23 protein-coding genes and 1 riboswitch are annotated in these 22,375 nt (G+C 42.7%); of the genes, 14 read left to right on the top strand and 9 right to left on the bottom strand.

Annotated elements, in window-relative coordinates; genetic code table 11:
* The first annotated feature begins 51 nt into the window (after positions 1 to 51).
* The 9 genes from QWZ07_RS15050 to QWZ07_RS15010 all read left to right on the top strand — a co-directional run bounded on the left by QWZ07_RS15050 (position 52) and on the right by QWZ07_RS15010 (position 5,358).
* Positions 52 to 1,053: a metal-dependent hydrolase gene (locus tag QWZ07_RS15050; RefSeq protein WP_192854301.1), complete on the top strand. Its 1,002-nt coding sequence runs from the start codon at positions 52 to 54 to the stop codon at positions 1,051 to 1,053.
* 62 nt (positions 1,054 to 1,115) lie between these two features.
* Entirely contained in the window at positions 1,116 to 1,535 is a 420-nt protein-coding gene (locus tag QWZ07_RS15045) for a GNAT family N-acetyltransferase (protein WP_102558237.1), read from the top strand.
* Positions 1,536 to 1,699: 164 nt separating this feature from the next.
* Entirely contained in the window at positions 1,700 to 2,182 is a 483-nt protein-coding gene (locus tag QWZ07_RS15040) for a tetratricopeptide repeat protein (RefSeq protein ID WP_192854302.1), read from the top strand.
* A gap of 101 nt (positions 2,183 to 2,283) precedes the next feature.
* The gene (locus tag QWZ07_RS15035) at positions 2,284 to 2,874 is read left to right on the top strand and encodes a Crp/Fnr family transcriptional regulator (protein WP_192854303.1); all 591 of its coding nucleotides are present in this window, start codon (positions 2,284 to 2,286) and stop codon (positions 2,872 to 2,874) included.
* Between the two features lie 60 nt (positions 2,875 to 2,934).
* Positions 2,935 to 3,381, top strand: coding sequence for a methyltransferase family protein (locus tag QWZ07_RS15030; RefSeq protein WP_136994864.1), 447 nt, complete (start codon positions 2,935 to 2,937; stop codon positions 3,379 to 3,381).
* A gap of 192 nt (positions 3,382 to 3,573) precedes the next feature.
* Complete coding sequence (locus QWZ07_RS15025) at positions 3,574 to 3,906, top strand: YnfA family protein (protein WP_192854304.1); 333 nt, start codon at positions 3,574 to 3,576, stop codon at positions 3,904 to 3,906.
* 83 nt (positions 3,907 to 3,989) lie between these two features.
* Positions 3,990 to 4,460 carry a GNAT family N-acetyltransferase gene (locus QWZ07_RS15020; RefSeq protein ID WP_192854305.1) on the top strand — a complete coding sequence of 157 codons (471 nt, stop codon included), beginning with the start codon at positions 3,990 to 3,992 and terminating at the stop codon, positions 4,458 to 4,460.
* Positions 4,461 to 4,625: 165 nt separating this feature from the next.
* A complete protein-coding gene (locus QWZ07_RS15015) occupies positions 4,626 to 4,868 on the top strand; it encodes a hypothetical protein (RefSeq protein WP_225998579.1) in 243 nt (80 codons plus the stop codon).
* 139 nt (positions 4,869 to 5,007) lie between these two features.
* Positions 5,008 to 5,358: a YbbD-related protein gene (locus QWZ07_RS15010; RefSeq protein WP_192854306.1), complete on the top strand. Its 351-nt coding sequence runs from the start codon at positions 5,008 to 5,010 to the stop codon at positions 5,356 to 5,358.
* A gap of 208 nt (positions 5,359 to 5,566) precedes the next feature.
* Here QWZ07_RS15010 and QWZ07_RS15005 read toward each other — a convergent pair whose 3' ends face one another.
* The 3 genes from QWZ07_RS15005 to QWZ07_RS14995 form a co-directional block, all read right to left on the bottom strand.
* Positions 5,567 to 6,400 carry a universal stress protein gene (locus QWZ07_RS15005; RefSeq protein ID WP_192854307.1) on the bottom strand — a complete coding sequence of 278 codons (834 nt, stop codon included), beginning with the start codon at positions 6,398 to 6,400 and terminating at the stop codon, positions 5,567 to 5,569.
* A gap of 9 nt (positions 6,401 to 6,409) precedes the next feature.
* Positions 6,410 to 7,897, bottom strand: coding sequence for a SulP family inorganic anion transporter (locus QWZ07_RS15000; protein ID WP_192854308.1), 1,488 nt, complete (start codon positions 7,895 to 7,897; stop codon positions 6,410 to 6,412).
* A gap of 492 nt (positions 7,898 to 8,389) precedes the next feature.
* Entirely contained in the window at positions 8,390 to 9,862 is a 1,473-nt protein-coding gene (locus QWZ07_RS14995) for a carboxypeptidase M32 (protein WP_192854309.1), read from the bottom strand.
* A gap of 296 nt (positions 9,863 to 10,158) precedes the next feature.
* On the opposite strand from QWZ07_RS14995, the gene QWZ07_RS14990 reads away from it, so the two are divergent.
* On the top strand, positions 10,159 to 10,794 hold the full coding sequence (locus tag QWZ07_RS14990; protein WP_065104032.1) for a LysE family translocator: 636 nt from the start codon (positions 10,159 to 10,161) through the stop codon (positions 10,792 to 10,794).
* Between the two features lie 105 nt (positions 10,795 to 10,899).
* Here the strand turns inward: QWZ07_RS14990 and QWZ07_RS14985 are convergent, their stop codons facing one another.
* From QWZ07_RS14985 to QWZ07_RS14970, 4 genes are all read right to left on the bottom strand, one after another.
* Complete coding sequence (locus QWZ07_RS14985) at positions 10,900 to 12,375, bottom strand: aerolysin family beta-barrel pore-forming toxin (protein WP_192854310.1); 1,476 nt, start codon at positions 12,373 to 12,375, stop codon at positions 10,900 to 10,902.
* Between the two features lie 555 nt (positions 12,376 to 12,930).
* On the bottom strand, positions 12,931 to 13,392 hold the full coding sequence (locus QWZ07_RS14980; protein WP_076669475.1) for a hypothetical protein: 462 nt from the start codon (positions 13,390 to 13,392) through the stop codon (positions 12,931 to 12,933).
* Positions 13,389 to 14,195 (bottom strand): winged helix-turn-helix domain-containing protein, encoded by an 807-nt coding sequence (locus tag QWZ07_RS14975; RefSeq protein WP_102558225.1) that lies wholly within the window; start codon positions 14,193 to 14,195, stop codon positions 13,389 to 13,391. The genes QWZ07_RS14980 and QWZ07_RS14975 overlap by 4 nt, the downstream gene beginning before the upstream one ends.
* Before the next feature lie 363 nt (positions 14,196 to 14,558).
* A complete protein-coding gene (locus QWZ07_RS14970) occupies positions 14,559 to 15,929 on the bottom strand; it encodes an alanine/glycine:cation symporter family protein (protein WP_192854311.1) in 1,371 nt (456 codons plus the stop codon).
* Positions 15,930 to 16,057: 128 nt separating this feature from the next.
* Positions 16,058 to 16,177, bottom strand: a riboswitch (glycine riboswitch).
* Between the two features lie 301 nt (positions 16,178 to 16,478).
* Between QWZ07_RS14970 and QWZ07_RS14965 the strand changes: the two genes are divergently transcribed.
* Positions 16,479 to 16,637 (top strand): hypothetical protein, encoded by a 159-nt coding sequence (locus QWZ07_RS14965; RefSeq protein ID WP_004733573.1) that lies wholly within the window; start codon positions 16,479 to 16,481, stop codon positions 16,635 to 16,637.
* A gap of 149 nt (positions 16,638 to 16,786) precedes the next feature.
* Complete coding sequence (locus tag QWZ07_RS14960; RefSeq protein WP_076669467.1) at positions 16,787 to 17,521, top strand: chromosome partitioning protein ParA; 735 nt, start codon at positions 16,787 to 16,789, stop codon at positions 17,519 to 17,521.
* Between the two features lie 140 nt (positions 17,522 to 17,661).
* Here QWZ07_RS14960 and QWZ07_RS14955 read toward each other — a convergent pair whose 3' ends face one another.
* Positions 17,662 to 18,564, bottom strand: a complete 903-nt coding sequence (locus QWZ07_RS14955; RefSeq protein WP_192854312.1) for a LysR family transcriptional regulator — start codon at positions 18,562 to 18,564, stop codon at positions 17,662 to 17,664.
* 152 nt (positions 18,565 to 18,716) lie between these two features.
* On the opposite strand from QWZ07_RS14955, the gene QWZ07_RS14950 reads away from it, so the two are divergent.
* Together QWZ07_RS14950 and QWZ07_RS14945 are read left to right on the top strand one after the other, a co-directional pair.
* Positions 18,717 to 19,931: an MFS transporter gene (locus QWZ07_RS14950; RefSeq protein WP_225998580.1), complete on the top strand. Its 1,215-nt coding sequence runs from the start codon at positions 18,717 to 18,719 to the stop codon at positions 19,929 to 19,931.
* A 233-nt stretch (positions 19,932 to 20,164) separates the two neighbouring features.
* Entirely contained in the window at positions 20,165 to 20,350 is a 186-nt protein-coding gene (locus tag QWZ07_RS14945; RefSeq protein ID WP_065104026.1) for a hypothetical protein, read from the top strand.
* A 93-nt stretch (positions 20,351 to 20,443) separates the two neighbouring features.
* Here QWZ07_RS14945 and QWZ07_RS14940 read toward each other — a convergent pair whose 3' ends face one another.
* Positions 20,444 to 21,985, bottom strand: a complete 1,542-nt coding sequence (locus QWZ07_RS14940; protein ID WP_065104025.1) for an alanine/glycine:cation symporter family protein — start codon at positions 21,983 to 21,985, stop codon at positions 20,444 to 20,446.
* Positions 21,986 to 22,375 lie beyond the last annotated feature (390 nt).

Genomic DNA, 22,375 nt, shown 5'->3' with positions numbered 1-22,375 from the left:
ATAGCTAAATGTACTTGTTAGATTCAATGGAATGCTAAAAATGAGTGACGTATGGATCCGTTAACGCAGGGCGTGCTAGGCGCTTCGTTGTCACAATCGGTGAGCAAAAAGCAGCACTTGGTGGTTGCTGGAGTTTTGGGTCTACTCTCTGGATTAGCGCCAGATTTAGATGCGCTTATTCGATCGCAGAGTGATCCTTTGTTGGCTTTGGAGTTCCATCGACAATTTACTCATTCACTTTTGTTTATTCCCATTGGCAGCTTGATTTGCGCGTTGGTTTTACATCCATTGATCGCCAAAAGGCGTGGCCTCTCTTTTAAACAAAGTTGGCTGTATTGCGCGTTGGGTTATGGCACTCATGCTTTGTTGGATTCATGCACTACTTACGGCACTCAGTTGTTTTGGCCTCTCACCAACGAACGCTATGCTTGGAACACCATTTCGATTATCGACCCTGTCTATACACTGCCTATTTTAATCTTGCTTGTGTTTGCAACATGGAAACGAGTCCCTTGGTTGGCTCGTGTCGCGTTTCTTTGGGCTTTGATTTATCCAACGCTTGGGATGATTCAAAGGGATAGAGCAGAGGCTGTAGGATGGCAACTAGCGCAAGAGCGACAACATACGCCTATCCGGTTAGAGGCTAAGCCGAGCTTTGCGAATATCTTGGTTTGGAAAGTGGTGTACGAAACAGAGAATCGATACTACGTAGATGCTGTGCGGGTCGGTACCTCTGTTAAGACATACCCTGGCGAATCAATCGCTAAACTCAACGTTAGCAGAGATTTCTCATGGCTCGATCCTGATTCTCAACAGGCAAAAGACATTGAACGTTTCCGCTGGTTCTCAAATGGCTATGTGGCACAAGACCCAATGGATGAAATGCGCATTATCGATGTACGGTATTCGATTGTACCGAACCAATTGAGAGCACTTTGGAGCATTAAATTAGAACCATCGGTGGATTCAGAAGCGCACGTAAGTTATGAAACACACAGAGACAATATACCAGAATCCAGACAGCTTTTCTTCGACATGCTGAAGGGCGATTGATACCGTTGGGTCTGGGTCGCGCTAAAAGTGGCTTAATTGGACATCCGGTATAAAGGCGAATAATGGAAATAGAACAGTATCATCGTGACTATTTACCTGCATTAAGGCAGCTATATTTAGATTCTCGAACCACGACGTTTACGTGGCAAGATACCACCGTATTTGAACTGTCAGATTTTGAACGAGATACGGACGGCGAACAAATTTGGGTGGCTGTTGAAGGGAGCGAAGTATTAGGTTTTATCTCGATCTGGGAACCTGACGCTTTTATCCACCATCTTTTTGTTAGCCCTCATAAATTACGTAATGGAGCGGGTGCAAGACTATTGAATCTCAGTAAACAACATTACTCTACATTGAGCTTAAAATGCTTGGTTGCTAATGAAAACGCTACTGATTTCTACCATTCAAATGGTTTTGTGATTGCTTCAACTTATGATGATGGGCTAGACAGTTACCACCTAATGACGTTCTCTTCATAAGCTTCATTTTAGTTAAGAGCCATCCTATTCCCGTCGATTGGTTAGGTTATATGTACTAATCAGCAGTAGGGCGGTAAATTTTGATGGTTGATTCTCAATATTTGTTAGGATTAATCGTTAAGGTTAACCACTAGTCGATAATCGTTATAAGTTTCGAGGGAATTATGGAACAGGTCATCAAAGAAGCCATTGAATTACGTCAAGAAGCTAAGTATCACGAATCTCGCTCTTTGTTAGAGACGTTGCTAACCAGCAGTCATTATGCGGCGAAAGCTCATTTACAGATTGCGTGGTCATATGACAACGAAGGTAAAGAGCTAGAAGCTATCGATCATTACCTCTTGTCTTTGTCTGGCGAGTTGTCAGCGACAGAACGCTTTGATGCTTTATTTGGTTTGGCTTCTACTTATCGAAGTTTGGGTCAATATCTAGAGGCTTTAAGTTATTTCGAGCAGACTCTGAGTGAGTATCCTGATTCAATAGAAGTTCAGCCTTTTTATGCTATGTGTTTGTACAATGTAGGGCGTCATAAGGAAGCGATGTCTATATTGCTCGATCTTTTGGTGTCGACAACAAATAGCGATGCCATTAAAGAGTATCAGCGAGCTATTTTACTTTATAGCAAAGACTTAGATAGAAAGTGGTAAGCGATATACACAGTAATACGCGCAAACCGAGGGAGAGGTTATGACAATGGCATCAGGCATCGCATAGTTGTGCTGTCAACGAATTAGGTTGAGTAGGAACTATGGATAATTCCCACAAAATACGATTACACGATACTTTTTCAGCAATAGCTCCATTGAGTGAAAACGATGTGGAATTGGCTGTTCAATATTTCACGACTCAGACATACCAACCGAAAGAGTACATATTTCATAGTGGTGATTTGGTATCAGATGTTCACTTTGTTCTCGATGGGATCGGCCGGTATTTTTATATCGATGAACAGGGAAATGAGCGTAACAAATCTCTAGTGAGAGTAGGTGGCGCGTTCACTAGTATGGGCTCATTGATCGAATCGAGTCCCAGCCCCTTTTTTGCACAAGCACTGACGGAATGTACTGTGGCTTCAATACGTTATGAAAGTTTGGTTGAGCTATCGAGAAGTCACCGTAATTGGGGCGAGTTCCTGCGTAAATTATTCGAACGTCTTGTGCTCAAGAAAGAGAGAAGGGAAGCAGGCTTTCTCCTGTTTAGTGCCAAAGAACGCTACCAAGAATTCTTAACTGAATTTGGTGACGAAAGTAAGAAAATACCGCTTCGCCATGTGGCTATGTATATAGGGGTTACTGACGTGACTCTATCGAGAATTCGTCGGGAGCTGGGCTTAACATAGGTTAAGGTGAAGGCAATTCGGTTTTTATATGCTTGATGACTCTTTTAACGGAGTATCGAAATGAAAAAACTATTACCTCCCATTCTCTTCCTGATTTTCGTCATTAGTATGAGCTTAATATGCTGGTGGCTTGGCTCTCCTCATCACATGCTTTATCCGTATAACCTAGCTGGACTGGTTGTCATTGGTGTTGGGCTTTTACTGGCGATGTCTGGCAAGCGACTATTCAAAAAACGAAACACAAACATCATGACGTTTGATGAGCCAACCCTATTGGTAACAGAAGGGGTCTATAAGTACACTCGAAACCCAATGTATTTGGGGTTTGTTATTTCATTGTTGGGTTTTGCAATACTGACCGGTGCCGCGAATTCCTCTTTTTTGCTTACGGCGATCTTTGTCCTTGTGACTGACCGATGGTACATAAAATTTGAAGAACAAATGATGCGCGATAAATTTGGTCGAGACTACGAGGACTATTGCCGAAAAGTAAGGCGGTGGTTCTAAACAGCAATATACGGTATCTAAAAAAATATAGTGCGTCTAAGTTGATTCATTATGCTCGGTATTTATCTTTGAGTTTTCCTCTAACGGTTGATGTCGATTGCTTGTAACATAAAAGGAATAACGGCTTTGGCTGAATGCCTCACTTTAGGAGCATTTTAGCGAGGTATCGTCTTTCACCATTTCGAGGTTTTTATGTTTGAATTTAAAACCGTGGGTCTTTTCGTTTTAACGGCAATAGCAGAGATAGTAGGTTGCTACTTACCTTATCTGTGGCTTAGGCAAGACAAGAGCATATTACTTTTAATCCCTGCAGCGCTAAGCCTAGCAGCGTTTGCTTGGTTATTAACGCTTCATCCGACAGCAACAGGCCGTGTTTATGCCGCGTATGGCGGTGTGTACATTTCAGTTGCACTGGTATGGTTGTGGCTTGTTGATGGCGAAAAGCCGACGATGTGGGACTTGGTTGGTGGATCAATAGCACTCTTTGGCATGGCGATCATCATGTTTGCCCCCAAGCATGGCTAAAAAAACATGCTAAACCACTCCTAAATGTTGCAAGTATTGCTTCGCTTGAAATACGTAAAATTCATCACTATCTCGGAGAGAATATGGACGTTGATTGTAAAATCGTAGCAAGTAAAGATAGCCTAAAGTACCGTGCTGTAAGGCTGGAAAGCTTGAAGTTACACCCTGAATGCTTTGGTTCAGGTTACGAAGCTCAATCGCAATTGCCGACTCTGTATTTTGAGGGGCTTATTGAAAGCGGCAATCAAGAAAGTGTCATGATTGGTGCTTATGTCGGTGAGGGTTTGGTTGGCTTATGCGGTTTAACACCAGTTGGTGGGAACGCTTTAGAAATTATTCAGATGTATGTCTCTGTAAAATTCAGAGGGCAAGCCATTGGGTCCAAGATGTTGGCTAAAGCTAATACAATTTTAGAGTCACGCTCTGAAAAAGAGTTGAGACTGACTGTCTTTGCCAGCAATGTCGCCGCTATTAAGGTTTATCAAGACTTTGGTTTTGAAACTAAGACCACCGATGGAAATGAGTTGGTGATGACTTTCCAGCCATCAACCTAACGCATCAACATGCGTTATGCAGAATTCTAAGGTGTTCTATTTTTGATGCTTCTTTCGAATTGCTGATGCCATTTAACCAAATGGCGCCTTGAATATGATGTTAGAGATTTGATTGATAAACTGATATTGTGCAGTTAGTTTTATATCTTCACTTGGTTTATATAAATGTTTGATAATAAATATATTAAGCACCCGCACAATTGCGAAAAGTGTCAATGTTTGACTCCGCATGTTCCTATCCAAAGATCTGAAGATTCTGCATTAGAGGTTAAGCAATCTAGCTTTCATATCTTATTCGAGTATTTAACGACGTTGTTGTTTAAAGGTGATTCTCATACCGGTTCATTCCACTTTGATCACGAAGAAGAATTTAAGTGTGAAAAGTGTGGTACTAGATCTTGGCATTGATGCTTACTAACAAGTTTATACTGGTGTCTAGGAAGTACGACGGTGATTGGCCGTTTTAAAATGATGTATTCGAAGTAGTTCTGGAGTCGCCAATTTGTGTTGTGATCCAGTCTGAAATTTATAAGTATTTGGTCATAAAATGAAAGCTATATCCCTACTATCAGCCTTGGTTCTATTAGCTGGCTGTTCTGATGCTGTTACAAATCAATACGCGACATACGCAGAAGCGCAACAGGATAACTTGTTCGAAAGAGGGTGGTTGCCTGATATTTTGCCTGAATCGACGATTGATATTGAGGTGGTTAATAACCTCGACAATAACACCTCGCATGGTGGTTTTTTGATTGAGGAGTCAGGCCTTCAGGTTTTCTTGCAACAAGTGAAGCCGACTGACTCAGACAATCAGTATCGTTTTGTTGAAGGCGACCATGTTTGGACTTTCACTGTTAACAATGATGGTTTGGTGACTTATAAGTTGGGTGATTTATAGGCTGGATAGCTTTTAGGTTAGGTAATTTATAGGGTCGATGACTTATAGAATGGGTCGCTAACTAAGCCGGAAAAAATGGCTAGTGGAATACGACGGATTGTTTAAATGACTAAACATGCGTGATTAAATCACGATGTTTAGCCATTTTTTATTGCATTAGATAAGGATCAATCGGGATTTCACCAATGAATTGGGATCCGACGAAAACCTATCGAATTAACAGTAACGGAACGGAACTGTTCGACAGAACTTTGGTGGTATTACTTCCTACAAAAAACTGTCTCAGTTGAGAATGCCCATAAGCACCCATCACCATCATGCCAATCTCATGCTGTTGTTGGTAATCGATAAGTGCTTTATCGACTGCACCTGTTAGTGAGGCTGCGGTTACTCTGATCCCTGATTCTTCGAGTTGGACTCTTGCCTTCTCGAACGCGGCGTCTTTAGTTCCGCCATCATCAATCATCACCAAGTGGCAATCTAATCCTTTTAGCAAAGGGGTTTGAATTGCCTTGTCGATCAGCTTCTCGCTAATGGCACTGCCATCAAATGCAATCAGGTATGAGTCTGGAAGCTTAAAGCCTTCACACACAACGAGTATATGAGCTTTAATCGAGCGAATGACGGTTTCAAGTTGCGAGCCGACCGAGTGAGAATCTCCTGATCTGCCGATAACCAACACTCGTAACTCTTCTTCAAGATCCAAGAGTCCTTCTAATAAACTGCCGTGACGCTGCAATTTACTCACGTCTTTCACGCCTTGGTTTAATGCCCATTTTTGAGCCTCTTCCAGTAACGTATTACCGTGTTTTAGCATGATTTTACTGCGTGCTTCATCCAGCTCAGCTAGTTCTTCAAGCAACTCTTCTTGGCTCCCTAAACCTATTTGGCCAGAGAACTCACTCACCACGGGCTGAGTAGAATGATCCAAAGCGTGGAATAGAACTAATGGAGCTTCTACTTTGTTCGCAACCCAAGCACTGGCTTCACAGGTTGACGTTGTTGAGTTAGCGCCATCAATACAAGCGATTATATTTTTCATGTGTTTTCCTTAATGTCCGGCTAATAACTTTTCAACTTCTTCGGGTTTATCGTGCACGCCAAATTTGTCGACAATGGTACGTGTGGCTTGGTTCATTCCTATCAAGTCCACATGTGTCCCTTCGCGGCGAAACTTAACGACCACTTTGTCTAATGCCGAAACGGAGGTGACGTCCCAAAAGTGTGCCGCCGATAAATCTATCGTCACAGATTCAATCACTTCTTTAAAATCAAACGACTCAATAAACTTATCGGATGAAACGAAAAAGACCTGTCCGATAACGGTATATCTGCGGCTGTTTTGTTCCGTGCTGTCATTTTTGATGACCATCATTCGACTGATCTTGTTAGCGAAGAACAGTGAGGCAAGCAGCACGCCCACAAGCACGCCAACGGCTAAGTTGTGAGTAGCCACAACAATAATGACCGTAGCAAGCATCACAATGTTAGTCGATAAAGGGTGCTTCTTTAGATCGCGAATAGAGCTCCAAGAGAACGTTCCGATCGCGACCATGATCATCACAGCAACTAATGCTGCCATCGGGATCTGCTTTAGCCATGGGCCAAGAAAAACGACCATAATCAGCAAGAATACACCGGCCGATAGTGTCGACAATCGGCCGCGACCCCCCGATTTAATATTGATCATCGATTGACCGATCATCGCACACCCTGCCATACCGCCTAAGAAGCCAGTAAAGATGTTAGCAATGCCTTGTCCTTTACACTCTCGGTTCTTATCACTGCTGGTATCGGTAAGGTCGTCAACAATCGTCGCTGTCATCATCGATTCCAATAAACCTACTACAGAAAGTCCAACGGCATAGGGGAAAATGATCGACAAGGTTTCTAAGTTGAGAGGTACATCTGGCCATAGGAAGATAGGCAGAGTGTCGGGTAAGTTCCCCATGTCGCCTACGGTACGAATATCAATATCGAACCACATTACGATCGCAGTAAGGATGATGATACACACCAAAGGAGAAGGGATTAATTTGCCAATAACAGGAAGGTAAGGGAACAGGTAAATGATCCCTAGGCCGCCAGCGGTCATCGCATACACATGCCAAGTTACGTTGGTGAGTTCGGGCAGTTGAGCAAGGAAAATTAAGATAGCGAGGGCATTTACAAAGCCAGTTACGACAGAACGCGAGACAAACCGCATGAGGCTACCAAGCTTCAAATATCCTGCCAATATTTGCAGAACACCAGTCAGCACGGTCACAGCCAATAAGTATTCCAGGCCATGTTCTTTGACTAAGGTGACCATTAATAATGCCATGGCTCCAGTGGCGGCGGAAACCATCCCTGAGCGGCCTCCGGTGAAAGCAATTACAACAGAAATACTGAAAGAGGCATACAAGCCAACTTTAGGGTCAACGCCAGCGATGATAGAAAAGGCGATGGCTTCAGGGATTAAAGCAAGTGCAACAACGAGACCGGCAAGTAGGTCTCCACGGATGTTCGACATCCAATCAAGTTTGATATTTTTGTACATTGAATTCTCAATTTGGGCACGGCAAAACGCACCAGAAATAGATCTGGGGTACGGATGAGTGCTTCTTTGATAAAATTTTGGCGCGAAAAAGCAGCCTAAGATAGGCGGATAATTAACAAGCGCAAAGAGTGAGCAAGATACTAAAGGTTAGTACTAAGCTTCGGTTAGCAGTGAGAGCTATAGGGGGGGATGGAACGTTTAAGGCGGCGTAATTAACACAGGTATTAATATCCTCTCGTTGTATTTTAAAAATGGTCACTATACGCCGATGTATTTATTTAACAATCGCTGGTGGAATGAGTCCTGAGTACGTCAGTGTAAACTTAAATTCCATTTTTCGACGCTTTAGCTTTTCGTCTTATGGCCTACAAGAGCTCTTACTATCAAAAGAATGGGCGTATATGGTTCAAGAGGAGACGAAGTGAGTAAATTTGCATCTCCCACATAACGAGCAAAAAAAAAGAGCAGCGAAAGTGCTGCTCATTGAGGTGACTATAAGTAACGACTTCTCAAGTGATCTTTGAAGTACTGTGCATTCAAGGTTTCACCCGTAGCGCCTTTCACCAAATCATCGGTGGCCAGCAGGCTGCCTTTACTCCAAATGTTTGATTCTAACCAAGTGAAGATAGGGGATAGATCACCGCTTTCAATTACTGAGTTCACATCGACCGTCTTCTTCATTGAAGCCATGAACTGAGCCGCGTACATCGCACCCAATGTGTACGATGGGAAATAACCAAATGCGCCGTCTGTCCAGTGGATGTCTTGCATACAACCGTTAGTGAAATTACCTTGAGTGCTTAAACCAAGGTATGACTGCATTTTAGTATTCCACAATTCTGGAACATCGGTGTGTTTGATGTTGCCGTTGATCAAGTCGCGTTCAATTTCGTAACGCAAGATAACGTGTGCAGGGTAGGTCAGTTCATCAGCATCGACACGGATGAAATCTTTCTTCACTCGAGTGTAGATCTTCTGGAAGTTCTTCTGCTCAAACTCAGAACCAGAGAACTGCTGTCCCGCTAAGTTTGCTAAGTGCCCGATGAATGGGTCGCTTCGGCCAACTTGCATCTCGAAGAACAAAGATTGAGATTCATGGATACCCATCGAGCGCGCTTCACCAGCGGGTTGGCCTGCCAGATGTTTTGGTAAGCCTTGTTCATAGCGTGCGTGCCCAGTTTCGTGGACGATCCCCATCAATGATTGAACGAATTCAGCTTCGTCGTAGCGAGTCGTGATACGCACGTCTGAAGGCACGCCACCACAAAATGGGTGAACACTTTCATCTAATCGGCCATGTTCAAAATCGAACTGAAGCAGCTTCATCACTTCTAAGCCAAGTGCTTTCTGTTTTTCAGTCGAGTAGATGCCAGATGGCGCGTTAAATTGCTCGCTCGATTGCTTTTCGATCACTTCGTCAATCAGGCTTGGTAGCCATGTCTTAACGTCTGCAAACAAAACATCAAGTGAAGCAGAGCTTGTGCCCGGTTCATAGATATCAAGCATGGCATCATAAGGTGTTAGGTTCGCTGCGTCTGCGCGGATCTGCGCTTCTTCACGAGACAGTTCAACCACTTCACGCCAGTTCTTTTCGAACCCAACCCAGTCGTTGTTACCACGTTGACTGCGCCATGCATGTTCACACTTTGAGCCTGCTAGAGATTTAGCTTCAACCAACTTTTCTGGGAGTAGGTTGGCTTGTTGCCATTGGCGTTTAATTTCACGCAGAGACGATTGTTGTTCGTTATTTAGCGCTTCGTTTTCAGCGTCTGAAATCCAATCGCCAAGCTGTGGTTGAGTCATTAGCCCGTGAATATGAACAGAGAGTTCGGCCATCGCTTCACTGCGAGCTTGATTGCCACCAGATGGCATCATTGAAGCTTGGTCCCAACCACAAATCGAGGCTAGGTGTTGAAAGCGTGAACATTTTTGAGAGTGTTCGACTAGTTTTTTGAATGCGCTCATTTGACTACTCTTAATTTGGTTTCTTTAAATGATCCCTAAATTTCTTTTCGGTTAAGGTTCATCTCTCATGTACTTTGATTATGGCTTTGCTTTTTAATGCGCTGTACTTCGTAGTCGAAGATCTAGCGATAAAAGCAGGAAGCGATACGATGCCTTGAATTTACTATTTCTTAACAAATTAAACTGTTCCATTGTGCACAAAATCAGTGACTTGTATAGCAGATGGCAATTGTTGCTTGCGAATTGTTCAGATACACGGTATTGATGATAGATCGCTGAACAAGAATGACAATGATATGGATATTTTGAACTTTGAGGCATTTCTAATTGCCATCACTATTTTAACGCTAACGCCGGGTTTAGACACGGCATTGGTGATTCGCAATACTAGCCGCTCGGGCTTAGCTGATGGCTGTATGACCAGCTTTGGTATTTGTGGCGGCCTTTATGTGCATGCCTTTTTCTCTGCTGTGGGGATCTCCGCGATTCTTGCTCAATCTGCTGAACTCTTTCAAGCCGTTAAAATGGTGGGTGCGGTTTACCTGATTTGGCTTGGCTTAAGCAGTTTACGCGCTTTGATGAAAAATGGCGGCGGGATGCAGGTTGGGGAGCAAGCTAAGCAAGCATACAGTGCCAAGCGCTCTCTACGCGAGGGCTTCTTATCTAATGTGCTGAACCCGAAAACGGCGGTTTTCTATTTGGCCTTTTTACCTCAATTTGTAAACCCAGAAGGTTCACCTTTATTGCAATCCATGGTGATGGCGTCGGTGCACTTTATGATTGCGATGGTGTGGCAATGCAGTTTGGCTGGGGCTCTGAACTCCGCTAAAAACTTGCTTAAAAACGCGAGCTTTATGAAGTGGATGGAAGGTGTGACGGGCATGGTGCTGGTGGGGCTTGGCGTTAAGCTTCTGATGGAAGAGCCTGCGTAGTTTTCCTTTTCTGTCGCAGATGAATAGATGAATAGATGAAAGCCCACGACGTATCGTGGGCTTTTTTGTTATTGGTAAACCGAGTGTTAGATGTGAGCCACTGTGTTATTCAACAACGCTAATGTTCATCTCAGCGCCTTCGAAACCTAAGTCACTCAACTCATCTGCATTGAAGTTGGTGGTAACTTCGATATCGCCAATGCGCTCAGTGGTTTCGTTGACTGAATCAACACTTCTTTTGCTTCGAACACTGTTGGTAATTGGCGTTGCTTGTCCAATCTCAATGGTGCCTGCAAATTGAGATTCAGCGTTAAAATCGCCAGATACGTAAGAGTGGAATGGGCGTAAGCTTCCTCCAGTCGCGTACTGCATGCTCGATAAACCGGCTTCTTTGATCGCCCAGCCCCAGTCCCACCATTTCGTTTCGCCTGGAATGTATCTGTGATCCCATTGGTAACGAATATCGGCTGATTCATTGCTGCTACGGCCCATAGTGAAGGTGTGAGCTTTGTAAGGGCGGTTGTCTGGATGGGTGTGCCATGCGTTACCACCCCAACGTAGGAAGCCGTTGAATTCAACATCGTAACTGATGTCAGCGTTGAATCGGTAAGGATAAGAGATGGTTGAACGATACAACTCAACTCGAATCGGAAGCTCTGAATTTGCTGGAACCATAGGACGAGCTTGAAGTGTTACTTGCTCGCTAGTGGAGTTGCCATTGGTTTCAGCAAAGCTCTGGTTCGCTTCTAACTTAATCGTTAGCTTAGTCTCGCCAACCAAAGGCCACTTGAATGTATTCTCTGTTTGAACACTCTCAGAGAACCCATAGCTATTCGTTTTCGACCAATTTGTAGACTCATCGACTTTCAGATCGACAACGACTTGTTGCGCGATGTTACTTCTGTTTCTTGCCGTTGCATAAACGGTCTTAACCAGTTCACGATCGGACTCGACGACATCGCCGTGCCAAAAATTATTGTCGTTAACCGTGTAGGTGAAGTTGTCGACGGTGATCTTAGTTTTTTCCCCACAGCGATAACCATCACAAGAACCACTGCTGTTGCCTTGTATTACCCAAGAGTCACCTGAGCGTTTAATCGTCATGTCCTCGCCAACATACTGACTATTATTCCCGCCAACCCATGCATAACCTAGGTTGTGCGCTAGATAGCTAAGAGGACGTACAAAATCATTGCGGTTGTTCACTAAGTCATATTCAACATCTATCTCGCTGCCTTCTGGGACGGCTTTAGCAGAGTAGTTTGGAATTTCAGATTGGTCATTGTTCGGGTAGCAGAACGTTGACCCGCTGTTTGATTGTTTAATTTCGCCATGATAGCCAGGCCCCATGATCACCCAGTTTCCTTTCAGCCCTGTGATCTGCCAAGTGCCCATACGAGCGACCAAAGCACTCTTCTGTTCTTCAGCCTCATAGCGGTCTAGAGGACGATAACCAGAGCGACATACATCTTCACCAAGTTGGTCAAACACTATTTGGTCTGGGTAAACCTTTGCGTTTACGCCGGTAGATAGAACAGACAACACTGCGGTTGCTAAGAGACTTCTGTTTATATTAATCATTAACAATTCCCTCGTTTGTAATTTTTCTATTTTGATAATGTTTTGTGCGCCGTGCAGTTAACAAGACCAATTCACTTTTTCATGTTGATAAATAGATAGATACTGAAAAGGGTTGAATTAAATTGCCTCATTAATTCAATGGCTTGTATTACTAGAAGTGTTTTTATGGTGAAATTGTATGCAAATGGAAGTCAATTATTTGATGGGGCTCAAACCGTTTTTAGAAAAATGAGGAGTTATTCTCGCGACTTTAACGTCAAATTATTTTGACGTTGTTTAATCACATGTGAGGTGAATGAGTAAGTACAATAGGAGACATATTATTCACATCGCCTACAGCTTTATGTTGATATGTGAATTAACAATAACGATATAAATTTAACTTAGGTTTTAAATGTAATCAGTTGTTTTAAACATCCGATTAATCGAATGTTTAAACGTGAGAGTTACTTACTGACATAGCCATAAAAATAACCATCCGTTTTTTATGTGTAATATTCAGGATGGTGTTAATTAAACTTCGATAAATTAAGTTGGTAGCCAAATAACGATAAATTATCGTTTAGCCAGCAGTTGTGTTCGCCCCGTATTACACGTTCGAATAATGGCAAATAAATCATTCGAACTTAAGACATCAACCTTCAACGTTAATGGGTCATTGTTGATGAGTAGATAGGGCGACAATAAGCTGTCATTCATTGTTTTATTTATTTTTTGTACTGAGACTAAATCAATGGTGCCAGATATTGCAAAGGAAAGTGATTGAGAAGGGCCAGCCTCACCTCTAAACCGTAGAACAATAGGGTCGGGCATGTTGTCATCTTGAACCGACATCAGGTGCAGAACCTTGTTGTTACTTATTTTGGTGAGCCCATCGGTACGTAATACATTTCCATCGAGTATGAGGTCTACCACGCTATGTTGGTAACGGTGCTCTTCTTGCGGTGGAGAGTTAGGAATACTCCATATGCCAACCAATAGAGCTAACGCGGAAAATAGAGCAACAAATGGCATCATAATTGGCCTCTCTCTAGGAATAACGCTATCTCGCTACTCGCACGATCTAATTGCGTGGGTGTGTAAAAGATATTGACGGACTGGCGTGTTTCTTTATTGAGTATTGAAAGCTCAGAGTAGTCAGGTTCTTCGCTAATGTATGCCACGCAATCGCATTGGTATTTGTAGAGAATGGCTTCGAGTTCAGGGCTCATCGCCATCTCAGACTCTTGGAATACTTGAACCTGACCAACCCACTGCTCATTGAGTCGGTTGACTGAGTTGATATCGCCTAGGCTTCTGTCGTGCACCTTAGCAAAAGCCAACAGCGCCGATGCAAACAGCAAACAACCGGTTGTGAAGTAACAGAGTCTATTTCTGTGTGACCTGATTTTCTGGTGAGCAGGCGAAGTTGGTTTAGGAATAAATTCATGGCTACTTGCAATAGAGGCCGCAATACTGCTGTTATCGAGTGGAACTTGATCGCTCACTGGAGTGAGAGGAATCGTGGTTCCGCTTTGTGGTTGCGATTCGATAAAGACGCAATCATCGATAAGACGGTAACCAACCTTTGGTACCGTCACGATTGGCGTCTCTTTGATGCCGAGCTTCACGAATCCTTGGCGGAGTAAACTGATGCATTTCGCAAGTGATGTATCACCAATGAATTCGCTTCCCCATGCGAAACTAATGATCTCTTGCTTATTCACAATCTCTGGTGAGTTTTTAAGTAATAACTCTAAAACACGAGTCTCACGATATCCTATTTTAATAGAACGTTCGTCGTTATAAATACGGTTTTTAATTGGGTCAAATCTGATCATATAGCCAACGTTTTATTTTTATTATAATTCTCTCAACAATGTAGATGACTATAAACGGACTATTATATGAATTAAAGTCACATTTTTTATTCTAGTGATTTTTTGTGTGGTAGAAACAAAGCGTTGTTTATTCGTTTATGACTAAAAATGGCCATTTATACATAATCTGTTAAATATAAGTAACATCTAATTAAGACTTGGTTTTATTAGCTTTCTATGAGGTATATTAATTCGCACAGCGGCCTAATTAATATCATTTTATATGTAAGGGTATAAGTGTTAGTCATGATTTTTTTAGTTTAACGTTTGAATAAATATAAAAAAGCCCGCATTTTAATGCGGGCTGTATTCAATCAATTCAGGTTACGCTTTAACGGCTACACAATCACTTGAAGAAGTTAAAGGTTTGAAGAATAGCTTTGTTTCTTCGATGACGACGCGACGCAGCAAGATCAGGCCGATTAGGTTTGGAATTGCCATCAGGCCGTTCACGATATCAGCCATCAGCCAGATCATGTCGAGCTTTAAGAAGGCACCAGAAGCAACCAACGCAATGAAGATGATCTTGTAAGGCAGAACCGCTTTAGTACCTAGCAAGAAAACAACACAGCGCTCGCCGTAGTAGTTCCAGCCTAAAATCGTGGTAAACGCAAAGAAGATTAAGCCAACAGAAACCAACATAGGACCAAGGGTGTCTGCATTCAAACCGACAGCGAATGCATGAGTGGTCATCGCAGCACCAGAAAGGTCGGTCTGCCAAGCGCCCGTTAAGATAAGTGCTAAACCTGTCATGGTACAGATGATGATGGTATCGAAGAAGGTGCCTGTCATAGAGACCAGCCCTTGTTTTACGCATGAGTCCGTTTTTGCTGCCGCCGCCGCCATTGGTGCACTACCTAGGCCTGACTCATTCGAGAATACACCACGAGCGATACCTGATTGGATAGCAAGCATGATGCTCGCACCAAAGAAGCCACCGGTTGCTGCTGTATTAGTAAACGCAGAGGTCACAACAAGGGTAATGGCATTCAATAGTTGGTCTGCATTGGAAACCAGAACACTCAAACATGCGACGATGTACATGATAGCCATGGTAGGAACGACTTTTCCTGCCACCTTAGCGATAGATTGAATACCACCAAGGGTTACCACTGCCACCAATATCGTAAGAACGACAGCAGACATTTCACGCGAAGCACCAAAGGAAATTTCAGTCGCGTCTAAGATAGCGTTAACTTGTGGGAAGGTACCAATACCGAAGCAGGCAACACCCAAGGCGAACACAGCGAACATCACTGCTAAGACTCTTGAGCCGACACCGTATTGCAAGTAGTACATTGGGCCGCCAACCATTTCGCCATTGCTATCGGTTCTACGGTATTTAACAGCAAGTAGACATTCTGCGTATTTGGTCGCCATACCAAAGACAGCGGCAAGCCACATCCAGAATAGGGCACCAGGGCCACCAATCTTGATTGCGGTCGCTACACCTACGATATTACCTGTACCAATCGTTGCGGAAAGCGCTGTACACAAAGCGGCGAAGCTTGATACGTCACCTGTGCCGGATTTATCTTTGGTGAACACCATTTTTAGCGCAGTTGGAAGGTGTCTAAACTGGAGTAAGCCTAAGCTAAAAGTAAAGTAGATACCCGTTCCCACTAGCAGAATAAGCAGTGGTGGTCCCCAAACGAATTGGTTGATGGTTTGTAGTGTAGCTTGTAGGTGGTTCATAGTTTCCCCTTAATAAATTAAAAATTTAAGGAGAAGAGGGAAGGCAGTGCAGATCACAGAGATCGATAGCACTACTTAATACATACGGATTTCTAGATAGAATTCTTTTGTTAATTAAGGCTGTTGCTTTCCACTCCTCTGTCCTTTTGCCTGAGAGTTTCACTTAGCGAATCACTTATAGATAAGTAACGGGCACTAAGCTTGCTCCTTCGGCGACCGATCTAACGGTTCTCTCCAGAGGTTCCTCCAACGACAGTCCTCACTTTTCTGGATTTCTCCAGCATAAAGCGCCTGAAAGATTTGCTTCTTCGGCGGGTTAATCTAACTAAATGTTAAAATTTAGTTAAAAACCACTCTCCTGCAGTCTTCATTGGAACAATTACCTAAATAATTAGGTAATCTGTAGGCGTATCCTAGATCATATAAAATGTGATGTCAGCTACAAAATATCTGTTTGCTCAAATGTTGTTCAACTAAATGATCAAACAACGAGTCTCTGACGTAACTTGCTTATTTAAATGGTATAAAATAGAGAAACAAGGAGGAGTTATGACTCGATTAATAGCGATTGTTTTTTTATTGGCTTTGGCATTTGTGCTGTTTCGTTACCGGACAAACGAAAAACTGCAAAAATGGGTAGTGATAGTTATCGTTAGCAGCTTCCTTTTGTATACTGCCAGCTTGATGATTTCGGAGTTAACTCGTTAAATCTGTCTGTGAACAGATAGGATGAACGTGTTAGCAAAGCTCAAGTGCTTCTGACTTGAGCGATAGGTTTAACTGAGCCTACACTATCAGTATTGGCATTAGTGTCAGTGACCGCGTAACGTTAAACATATTTTTGGGAGTACCCGCTAGTGAACCAGCAATCTGGACAAAGCGAACAAGATGAAGTGGTTGTTATTGAAGAACGCGATAAGCGCAGTCAGCTTTATATCGGCATTGCTGCGGTTATAGGTTTAGCTCTTGGTGGCTTAATCGGTTCTACAGTGACGGCTTCCAAGTGGGAGTCTACTTATCAGGTACTCGAAACTCGTTATCAAGAACTGCGCGACAGCAAAACCGAATTGATGACGTCTGTTGAAGCTAAGGTGGCAAAAGTCGATACCGAGATCGATGCAAAAGTAGAAGCCGCTTTAGTGAAGCAGACAGAAGAGCATCAAAAAGAACTGAAAGATTTAGAGAAGCAGTCTGCCGTTTTAGAAAAAGCGAATTATTCATTAGAGCAGCAGCTTAATGAGCAGAAACAAACGCTAGAAGAAACTCAGAAAAACAACCAAAAGCTGAATCGTCAGGCTGATATGCAATCGACCCTTTTTGAACGTTCACGTGAAGTCTTCCGAAAAGAATTACAGATATCTCAAGAGCTTGAGAAGTTACAGAAAGAAAGAGACGAACTTGAACAGAGCCTTGGCTCATTGAAAAAGGCATGTGATGTTTTCTTAGATGGAACATCATGGGATGCAAAATCTGACGCTTGTGAGAAACAAGATAACGCGAACTCTCGACTGAGTGATATCAGACAAATGATTGAAGTTCACACCATGGATCTCAAGCAAATTAAAACGCTAACTGAAGAGATGGGTTTATAAGTTCAGGTGCTTAGCCAACTCATAAGTAAGCCTGTTTGCTAGCGAATGTGTGACAGCAAATATTCAAACGCCCACATCATGAAAATGGTGTGGGCGTTTTTCGTTACGACTATCAATAGTATATGGCGAATACGTTGAGACTATTTCTGAAGGGGATCTGGACTAGTTTGTAAGTGTTCAATAAACATCAATATTTTCTTTGCTAGATGTTTTCGCGATGCATAAAACGCATATAAAACTAAATCTTCAGGTTTATGCTCGAGTTCTACGACCTCTAAAGATCCTGCTTTGATCTCTTCAACACAGGCTTCGATTGGCAGTATAGAAAACCCAAGGCCAGCTAAGGCTCCTGCTTTGGCAAGGCTTCCACTATTTACTCGAAATGAAGAACTAACTTTTTGCGTAATAAGCTCTCCCTCCGTGCTTCTAAATACCCAAGGCGTTCCACTCAATGCCGTTAAACTACTAATACATGGGACGTGGACTAAATCTGTTATTTGATATGGACGTTTGGAGTCTTGAATTAACTCCGGCGATGCAACGACAGCACTTGGCCAGCGTCTAATTTCTCGGGCTATCCAATTGCTGTCTGGTAGCTTGCCTCGGCCAAAGCTCAAGATAAGATCAAAACCATCGAGCAGATCGTCTTTAGGACTTAAACTCGTGTCACAACACAATGAAACTTTGGGGTGCTCAGTACAGAATGAAATGACAGCCTGTGCGAGTGCAGGTGTGTCTGGCATCAATATTCTTAGTTGTCCCTCTACGCCGTGTGAATATCGAGTTACTTCCTCTAGCGCTTCATCAAGCTGACCCAGTAAAGATTGTGTCGATTGATATAGCTTCTCGCCAGCTTCTGTTGGCGCAATCTTACGAGTGGTTCTTTCAAACAGCCGAGTATTGAGCTTTTCCTCTAGCAAGGCGATGTGGCGGCTAACGTTTGATGTTGGTAAATCTAAAAACTCCGCCGCTTTTTTAAAGCTGTTGTTCTCAAAGACACAGTGAAAGCTTCGAAGCCATTGTTGTTCTATCTGATTAATCATCTTTATCCCGAAATATTGGATTATGAAACCAACAATAGCCACTTTGTTGACCTGTTTCACTTTGTACAATAACACCATTACCAATCAATAAAGTAGAGTAAAAATTGTTAAGTACAAATCGAATTAAAGCGTTATTTCTAATTAAGTATTTAATGAAATTCAAGGCTTTATTACCACGTCGTGCCATTTTATGTTGTTTTGTAATCCACTTTCTAGTCGCTCTTGATGCTCTTATTATTGTCCCGTTAAGTTCAACAATAAGCTTGAGCTTAAGAGATGATGCCTCGCAAGCAGGCTACCTTGTTTCAGCCTATGCTATCGCGGCTGCAGTGATATGTTTATTTACAAAAGGCAGTCTAGACCCAAATAGAGAAATTAAACGAGTCTATATCTGTGTTGTAGGTTTAGCTGTAACGACGTGGTTGACATCAGTGGCCTCAGATTTTGATCTCTTGATCGTTTATAGAATGCTCTCGGGACTATTTGGTGGGGCTTTAGCCGTTCTAAACCTGAACTATCTTACGTTGATCTCTTGTGATGACGATAGAAAGCGAAACATTGCTGTTTTACTGAGCTCGTTTCCATTGGCATTAAGTGCGGGCGTACCGGCGCTTATCATGCTGTCTTCAATGGGGGAGTGGCAACTCAGTTTTCAAGTTATTGCAGGATTACTGTTGTTGATTGGCGCTGTGGTATCTCTGTCACCATCTATTCAATTAAAAGAGGGGTCTGCAGAATCAGAATTCACTGATAGTCAAAAGTTTAAGTTAGGTGACTATTTATGTAGTCGGGATCTTCGTTTTGCAATTGTGTTGGCTTTCAGCGCTGTACTGGGTACTTTTCTGGTCTCTACGCAGTTCCCAGTGATGCTTGAGGTGAACCTCGGAATATCAGCAACGTTATTAGGATACTGTTATGCCATCAGCGGAACCTGTACCTTCATAGCGATGCAAGCTTTCGCACGTATTAGGGGTACTGATAAAGCAATTTTTCGCCTCATTGTGTGTTTATCATTGGGCATGGTCATTTCTATCGTTTGGGGCTTTGGTTCGCTCAATGTGGGCAGCGCTGCTGTGGCTTTTGTTGTCTTTGTCGTGGTGAGCTCTACTCGGACTTTAGTTCTATCCGTCGAATTAATTAACGCTCTTAACGTCAACAAACGCATGCTTTTGATTCGTTTACAAAGTTCGTTGCAACATTTTGCTGTGGGTTTTGGGGGATTGCTCAGTAGTGCTCTGGTACAGCGACAATCTGATGCGTCTTTGGATTTCAATACCTTGGTTTATGTGGCGGTTGGTATCGTGCTTTGTACTCCCTGTCTTTGGGTGGCTTACAGCAGAGGGTTGGGCTTGAATGATGCAAAGTGAGTGAAAGTGTTCATTGTGTTGTTGAATGTCTAGGCTACGTTTGCACGTTGTTACTAAGGTTATCTGTGATTAGAATCGTAAAACTGCTTTTCATATGTGGCCAGTTGAATATTGGGTGACTTTGCACGCATATTTATACGGCTGAGAAACAGCATAATAGCGGTGTTCTAGGATGAACACGCGGTCTGTTGTCATTCTGTGATTAGACCATCTCAATGGACAGGGATTAAACCATGAATGAATATCTGTGTGAGAACTGCACTGTAGCCTATTGTTTTGATGATTGTAACTCGCCATTAGCGCAACGAGATATGATTGAAGTAGAAGAGGCGGTGGATCGTAAAAAAGTAAGCCAAGATCCTGAACTGCTTGAACAAGAAAATTCAGGCATAAAAAATCCCCACAAGCAAAGCAGGTAGGGATTTGGATAAGTTGCAGTCCTGTTCTCGCTTTCTCAAGCAAAGGGTCTTACAAAAATTTTTAGAACAGTGTTATTAACGACAATCGATAAGCTACTTGTCGTAAGTCTTGATTTCACCTGATTTAACGCGAGCAACAAATGATTGCAGTTCTTTCTTCACAACAGGCATTAGGAAGTACAGACCAAGAATGTTGAAGATAGACATCGCAAAGATAGCCGCATCAGAGAAGTCGATTACCGCGCCAAACTGAATCGTCGCACCAATAACAACAAACACACAAAACATCACTTTGAAAATCAGTTCCGTTGTTTTGCCTTCACCAAATAGGTAAGTCCACGCCTTTAGACCGTAGTACGACCAAGAAATCATGGTAGAAAATGCAAACATGATTACCGCGAGAGCGAGTGTGTATTTAAACACTTCTGCAGTTTCAGTAAACGATGCAGCAGTCAGCGTTACACCCGTTAAACCTGTTCCATCATATGGACCTACGTTTAAGCCAGCGATAGTAATAACCAATGCTGTCATTGTACAAATGATTACCGTATCAACGAATGGTTCTAATAGTGATACAAGACCTTCGGTGATTGGTTCTTTTGTTTTTACGGCAGAGTGAGCGATTGCTGCTGAACCTACACCGGCTTCGTTTGAGAACGTCGCACGTTTCAAACCTTGGATTAAGGCACCAATGAATCCACCAACTACACCTTCACCGGTAAATGCACCTGTAAAGATTGCACTGAACGCAGGACCAACTTGATCAAGGTTAGAACCGATAACGATGAGAGCCATACCGATATACAGAGCAGCCATCCATGGAACAACTTTTTCTGTTACAGACGCGATAGAAGGCATACCGCCAACGATAACGGAAAACACTAAGGTTGCGAGTACAAGCCCTGTGATGACACCGTATTCACTCGGTACATCAAATGCATAAGTGAGCATGGCATGTGCTTGGTTAGCTTGGAACATGTTACCGCCGCCCAACGCACCTAAAATACACATTAAGGCAAAACCAATAGCAAGGGCTTTACCTAGTCCACCTAATCCTCTTTCACCAAGACCTTGGCTTAGGTAGTACATTGGACCACCCGAAACAACGCCTGAAGGTAGGATAGTTCGGTATTTTACACCTAAGGTACACTCACAGAATTTAGAAGCCATGCCTAGAAGACCACACAAGATCATCCAGAATGTTGCACCAGGGCCACCAATCGCAAGTGCCGCACCAACGCCGGCAATGTTACCAAGCCCGACGGTTCCAGAAAGAGCCGTTGTAAGAGCTTGAAAGTGAGAAACCTCGCCATCCTCTTTGGAGTTAGGGTCGGTATACTTACCTTTGATAATGTCTATGGCCATGCCAACACGTTTAAATTGAACGAAGCCAAAATAAACAGTAAAGATAATCGCGGCGAGCAAGAGCCAACCAACAATGATTGGGAAGTTCGCTTCACCAAGCGGAACACTTTTAAAAATTAATCCAACGAACCACCCTGTGTAGTCATTGAAAAATCCATCAACACTTTTACTCAAGTTACTGATACTTTGACTAAATGATCCTTCTTCTGCAAATGCACTGGAACTAAATAATAATATAAACCCAAAAAATAATTCACGTATGTTTTTCATGGTTTTCCCTGTCTTTTTATTAAATTATGTTTGTTGCTGTTGTGTTTGTTTCTATTTGATTTTTTATATTTCAGTGGTTTATTTAGTTCATTCGACGACAATATAAACGGCTGTATCTAGGTCGAAAAACGAAACAAATATAAGTACTGATCTTGCTTTGTATGGATATCCTTTTGGAATGTGAACCAATAAGACTATGGCATTCGGCTTACCACGTCCTACTGATAATCCTATACATAAAAATAATACCATCAAAGAAATTTTTACAATAAATTTACATTTGTTCGGGTTTTGTCATTGTTTTGGAATAAGTCGATGCTTTTTGGGTTGGAAAAGGCATATGCAGTCGTAGCTATAGCAACTGGTGAATTGCACTATGTAGGCTTTTTC

It is taken from the genome of Vibrio lentus (assembly GCF_030409755.1).
In the GTDB taxonomy this organism is placed as follows: Bacteria; Pseudomonadota; Gammaproteobacteria; order Enterobacterales; family Vibrionaceae; genus Vibrio; species Vibrio lentus.
This window is presented reverse-complemented; position numbering and strand designations above follow the sequence as displayed.

Excerpts from the sequence above, each read along its gene's own strand:
- QWZ07_RS15030 (WP_136994864.1), top strand. The coding sequence starts at position 2,935 with ATGAAAAAACTATTACCTCCCATTCTCTTCCTGATTTTCGTCATTAGT.
- QWZ07_RS15000 (WP_192854308.1), bottom strand. The coding sequence starts at position 7,897 with ATGTACAAAAATATCAAACTTGATTGGATGTCGAACATCCGTGGAGAC.
- QWZ07_RS15025 (WP_192854304.1), top strand. The coding sequence starts at position 3,574 with ATGTTTGAATTTAAAACCGTGGGTCTTTTCGTTTTAACGGCAATAGCA.
- QWZ07_RS15035 (WP_192854303.1), top strand. The coding sequence starts at position 2,284 with ATGGATAATTCCCACAAAATACGATTACACGATACTTTTTCAGCAATA.
- QWZ07_RS15020 (WP_192854305.1), top strand. The coding sequence starts at position 3,990 with ATGGACGTTGATTGTAAAATCGTAGCAAGTAAAGATAGCCTAAAGTAC.
- QWZ07_RS14975 (WP_102558225.1), bottom strand. The coding sequence starts at position 14,195 with ATGATCAGATTTGACCCAATTAAAAACCGTATTTATAACGACGAACGT.
- QWZ07_RS14995 (WP_192854309.1), bottom strand. The coding sequence starts at position 9,862 with ATGAGCGCATTCAAAAAACTAGTCGAACACTCTCAAAAATGTTCACGC.
- QWZ07_RS14990 (WP_065104032.1), top strand. The coding sequence starts at position 10,159 with ATGGATATTTTGAACTTTGAGGCATTTCTAATTGCCATCACTATTTTA.
- QWZ07_RS14955 (WP_192854312.1), bottom strand. The coding sequence starts at position 18,564 with ATGATTAATCAGATAGAACAACAATGGCTTCGAAGCTTTCACTGTGTC.
- QWZ07_RS14965 (WP_004733573.1), top strand. The coding sequence starts at position 16,479 with ATGACTCGATTAATAGCGATTGTTTTTTTATTGGCTTTGGCATTTGTG.
- QWZ07_RS15015 (WP_225998579.1), top strand. The coding sequence starts at position 4,626 with ATGTTTGATAATAAATATATTAAGCACCCGCACAATTGCGAAAAGTGT.
- QWZ07_RS15045 (WP_102558237.1), top strand. The coding sequence starts at position 1,116 with ATGGAAATAGAACAGTATCATCGTGACTATTTACCTGCATTAAGGCAG.
- QWZ07_RS14945 (WP_065104026.1), top strand. The coding sequence starts at position 20,165 with ATGAATGAATATCTGTGTGAGAACTGCACTGTAGCCTATTGTTTTGAT.
- QWZ07_RS14980 (WP_076669475.1), bottom strand. The coding sequence starts at position 13,392 with ATGATGCCATTTGTTGCTCTATTTTCCGCGTTAGCTCTATTGGTTGGC.
- QWZ07_RS15040 (WP_192854302.1), top strand. The coding sequence starts at position 1,700 with ATGGAACAGGTCATCAAAGAAGCCATTGAATTACGTCAAGAAGCTAAG.
- QWZ07_RS15010 (WP_192854306.1), top strand. The coding sequence starts at position 5,008 with ATGAAAGCTATATCCCTACTATCAGCCTTGGTTCTATTAGCTGGCTGT.
- QWZ07_RS14985 (WP_192854310.1), bottom strand. The coding sequence starts at position 12,375 with ATGATTAATATAAACAGAAGTCTCTTAGCAACCGCAGTGTTGTCTGTT.
- QWZ07_RS14950 (WP_225998580.1), top strand. The coding sequence starts at position 18,717 with ATGAAATTCAAGGCTTTATTACCACGTCGTGCCATTTTATGTTGTTTT.
- QWZ07_RS14940 (WP_065104025.1), bottom strand. The coding sequence starts at position 21,985 with ATGAAAAACATACGTGAATTATTTTTTGGGTTTATATTATTATTTAGT.
- QWZ07_RS15005 (WP_192854307.1), bottom strand. The coding sequence starts at position 6,400 with ATGAAAAATATAATCGCTTGTATTGATGGCGCTAACTCAACAACGTCA.
- QWZ07_RS14970 (WP_192854311.1), bottom strand. The coding sequence starts at position 15,929 with ATGAACCACCTACAAGCTACACTACAAACCATCAACCAATTCGTTTGG.
- QWZ07_RS15050 (WP_192854301.1), top strand. The coding sequence starts at position 52 with ATGGATCCGTTAACGCAGGGCGTGCTAGGCGCTTCGTTGTCACAATCG.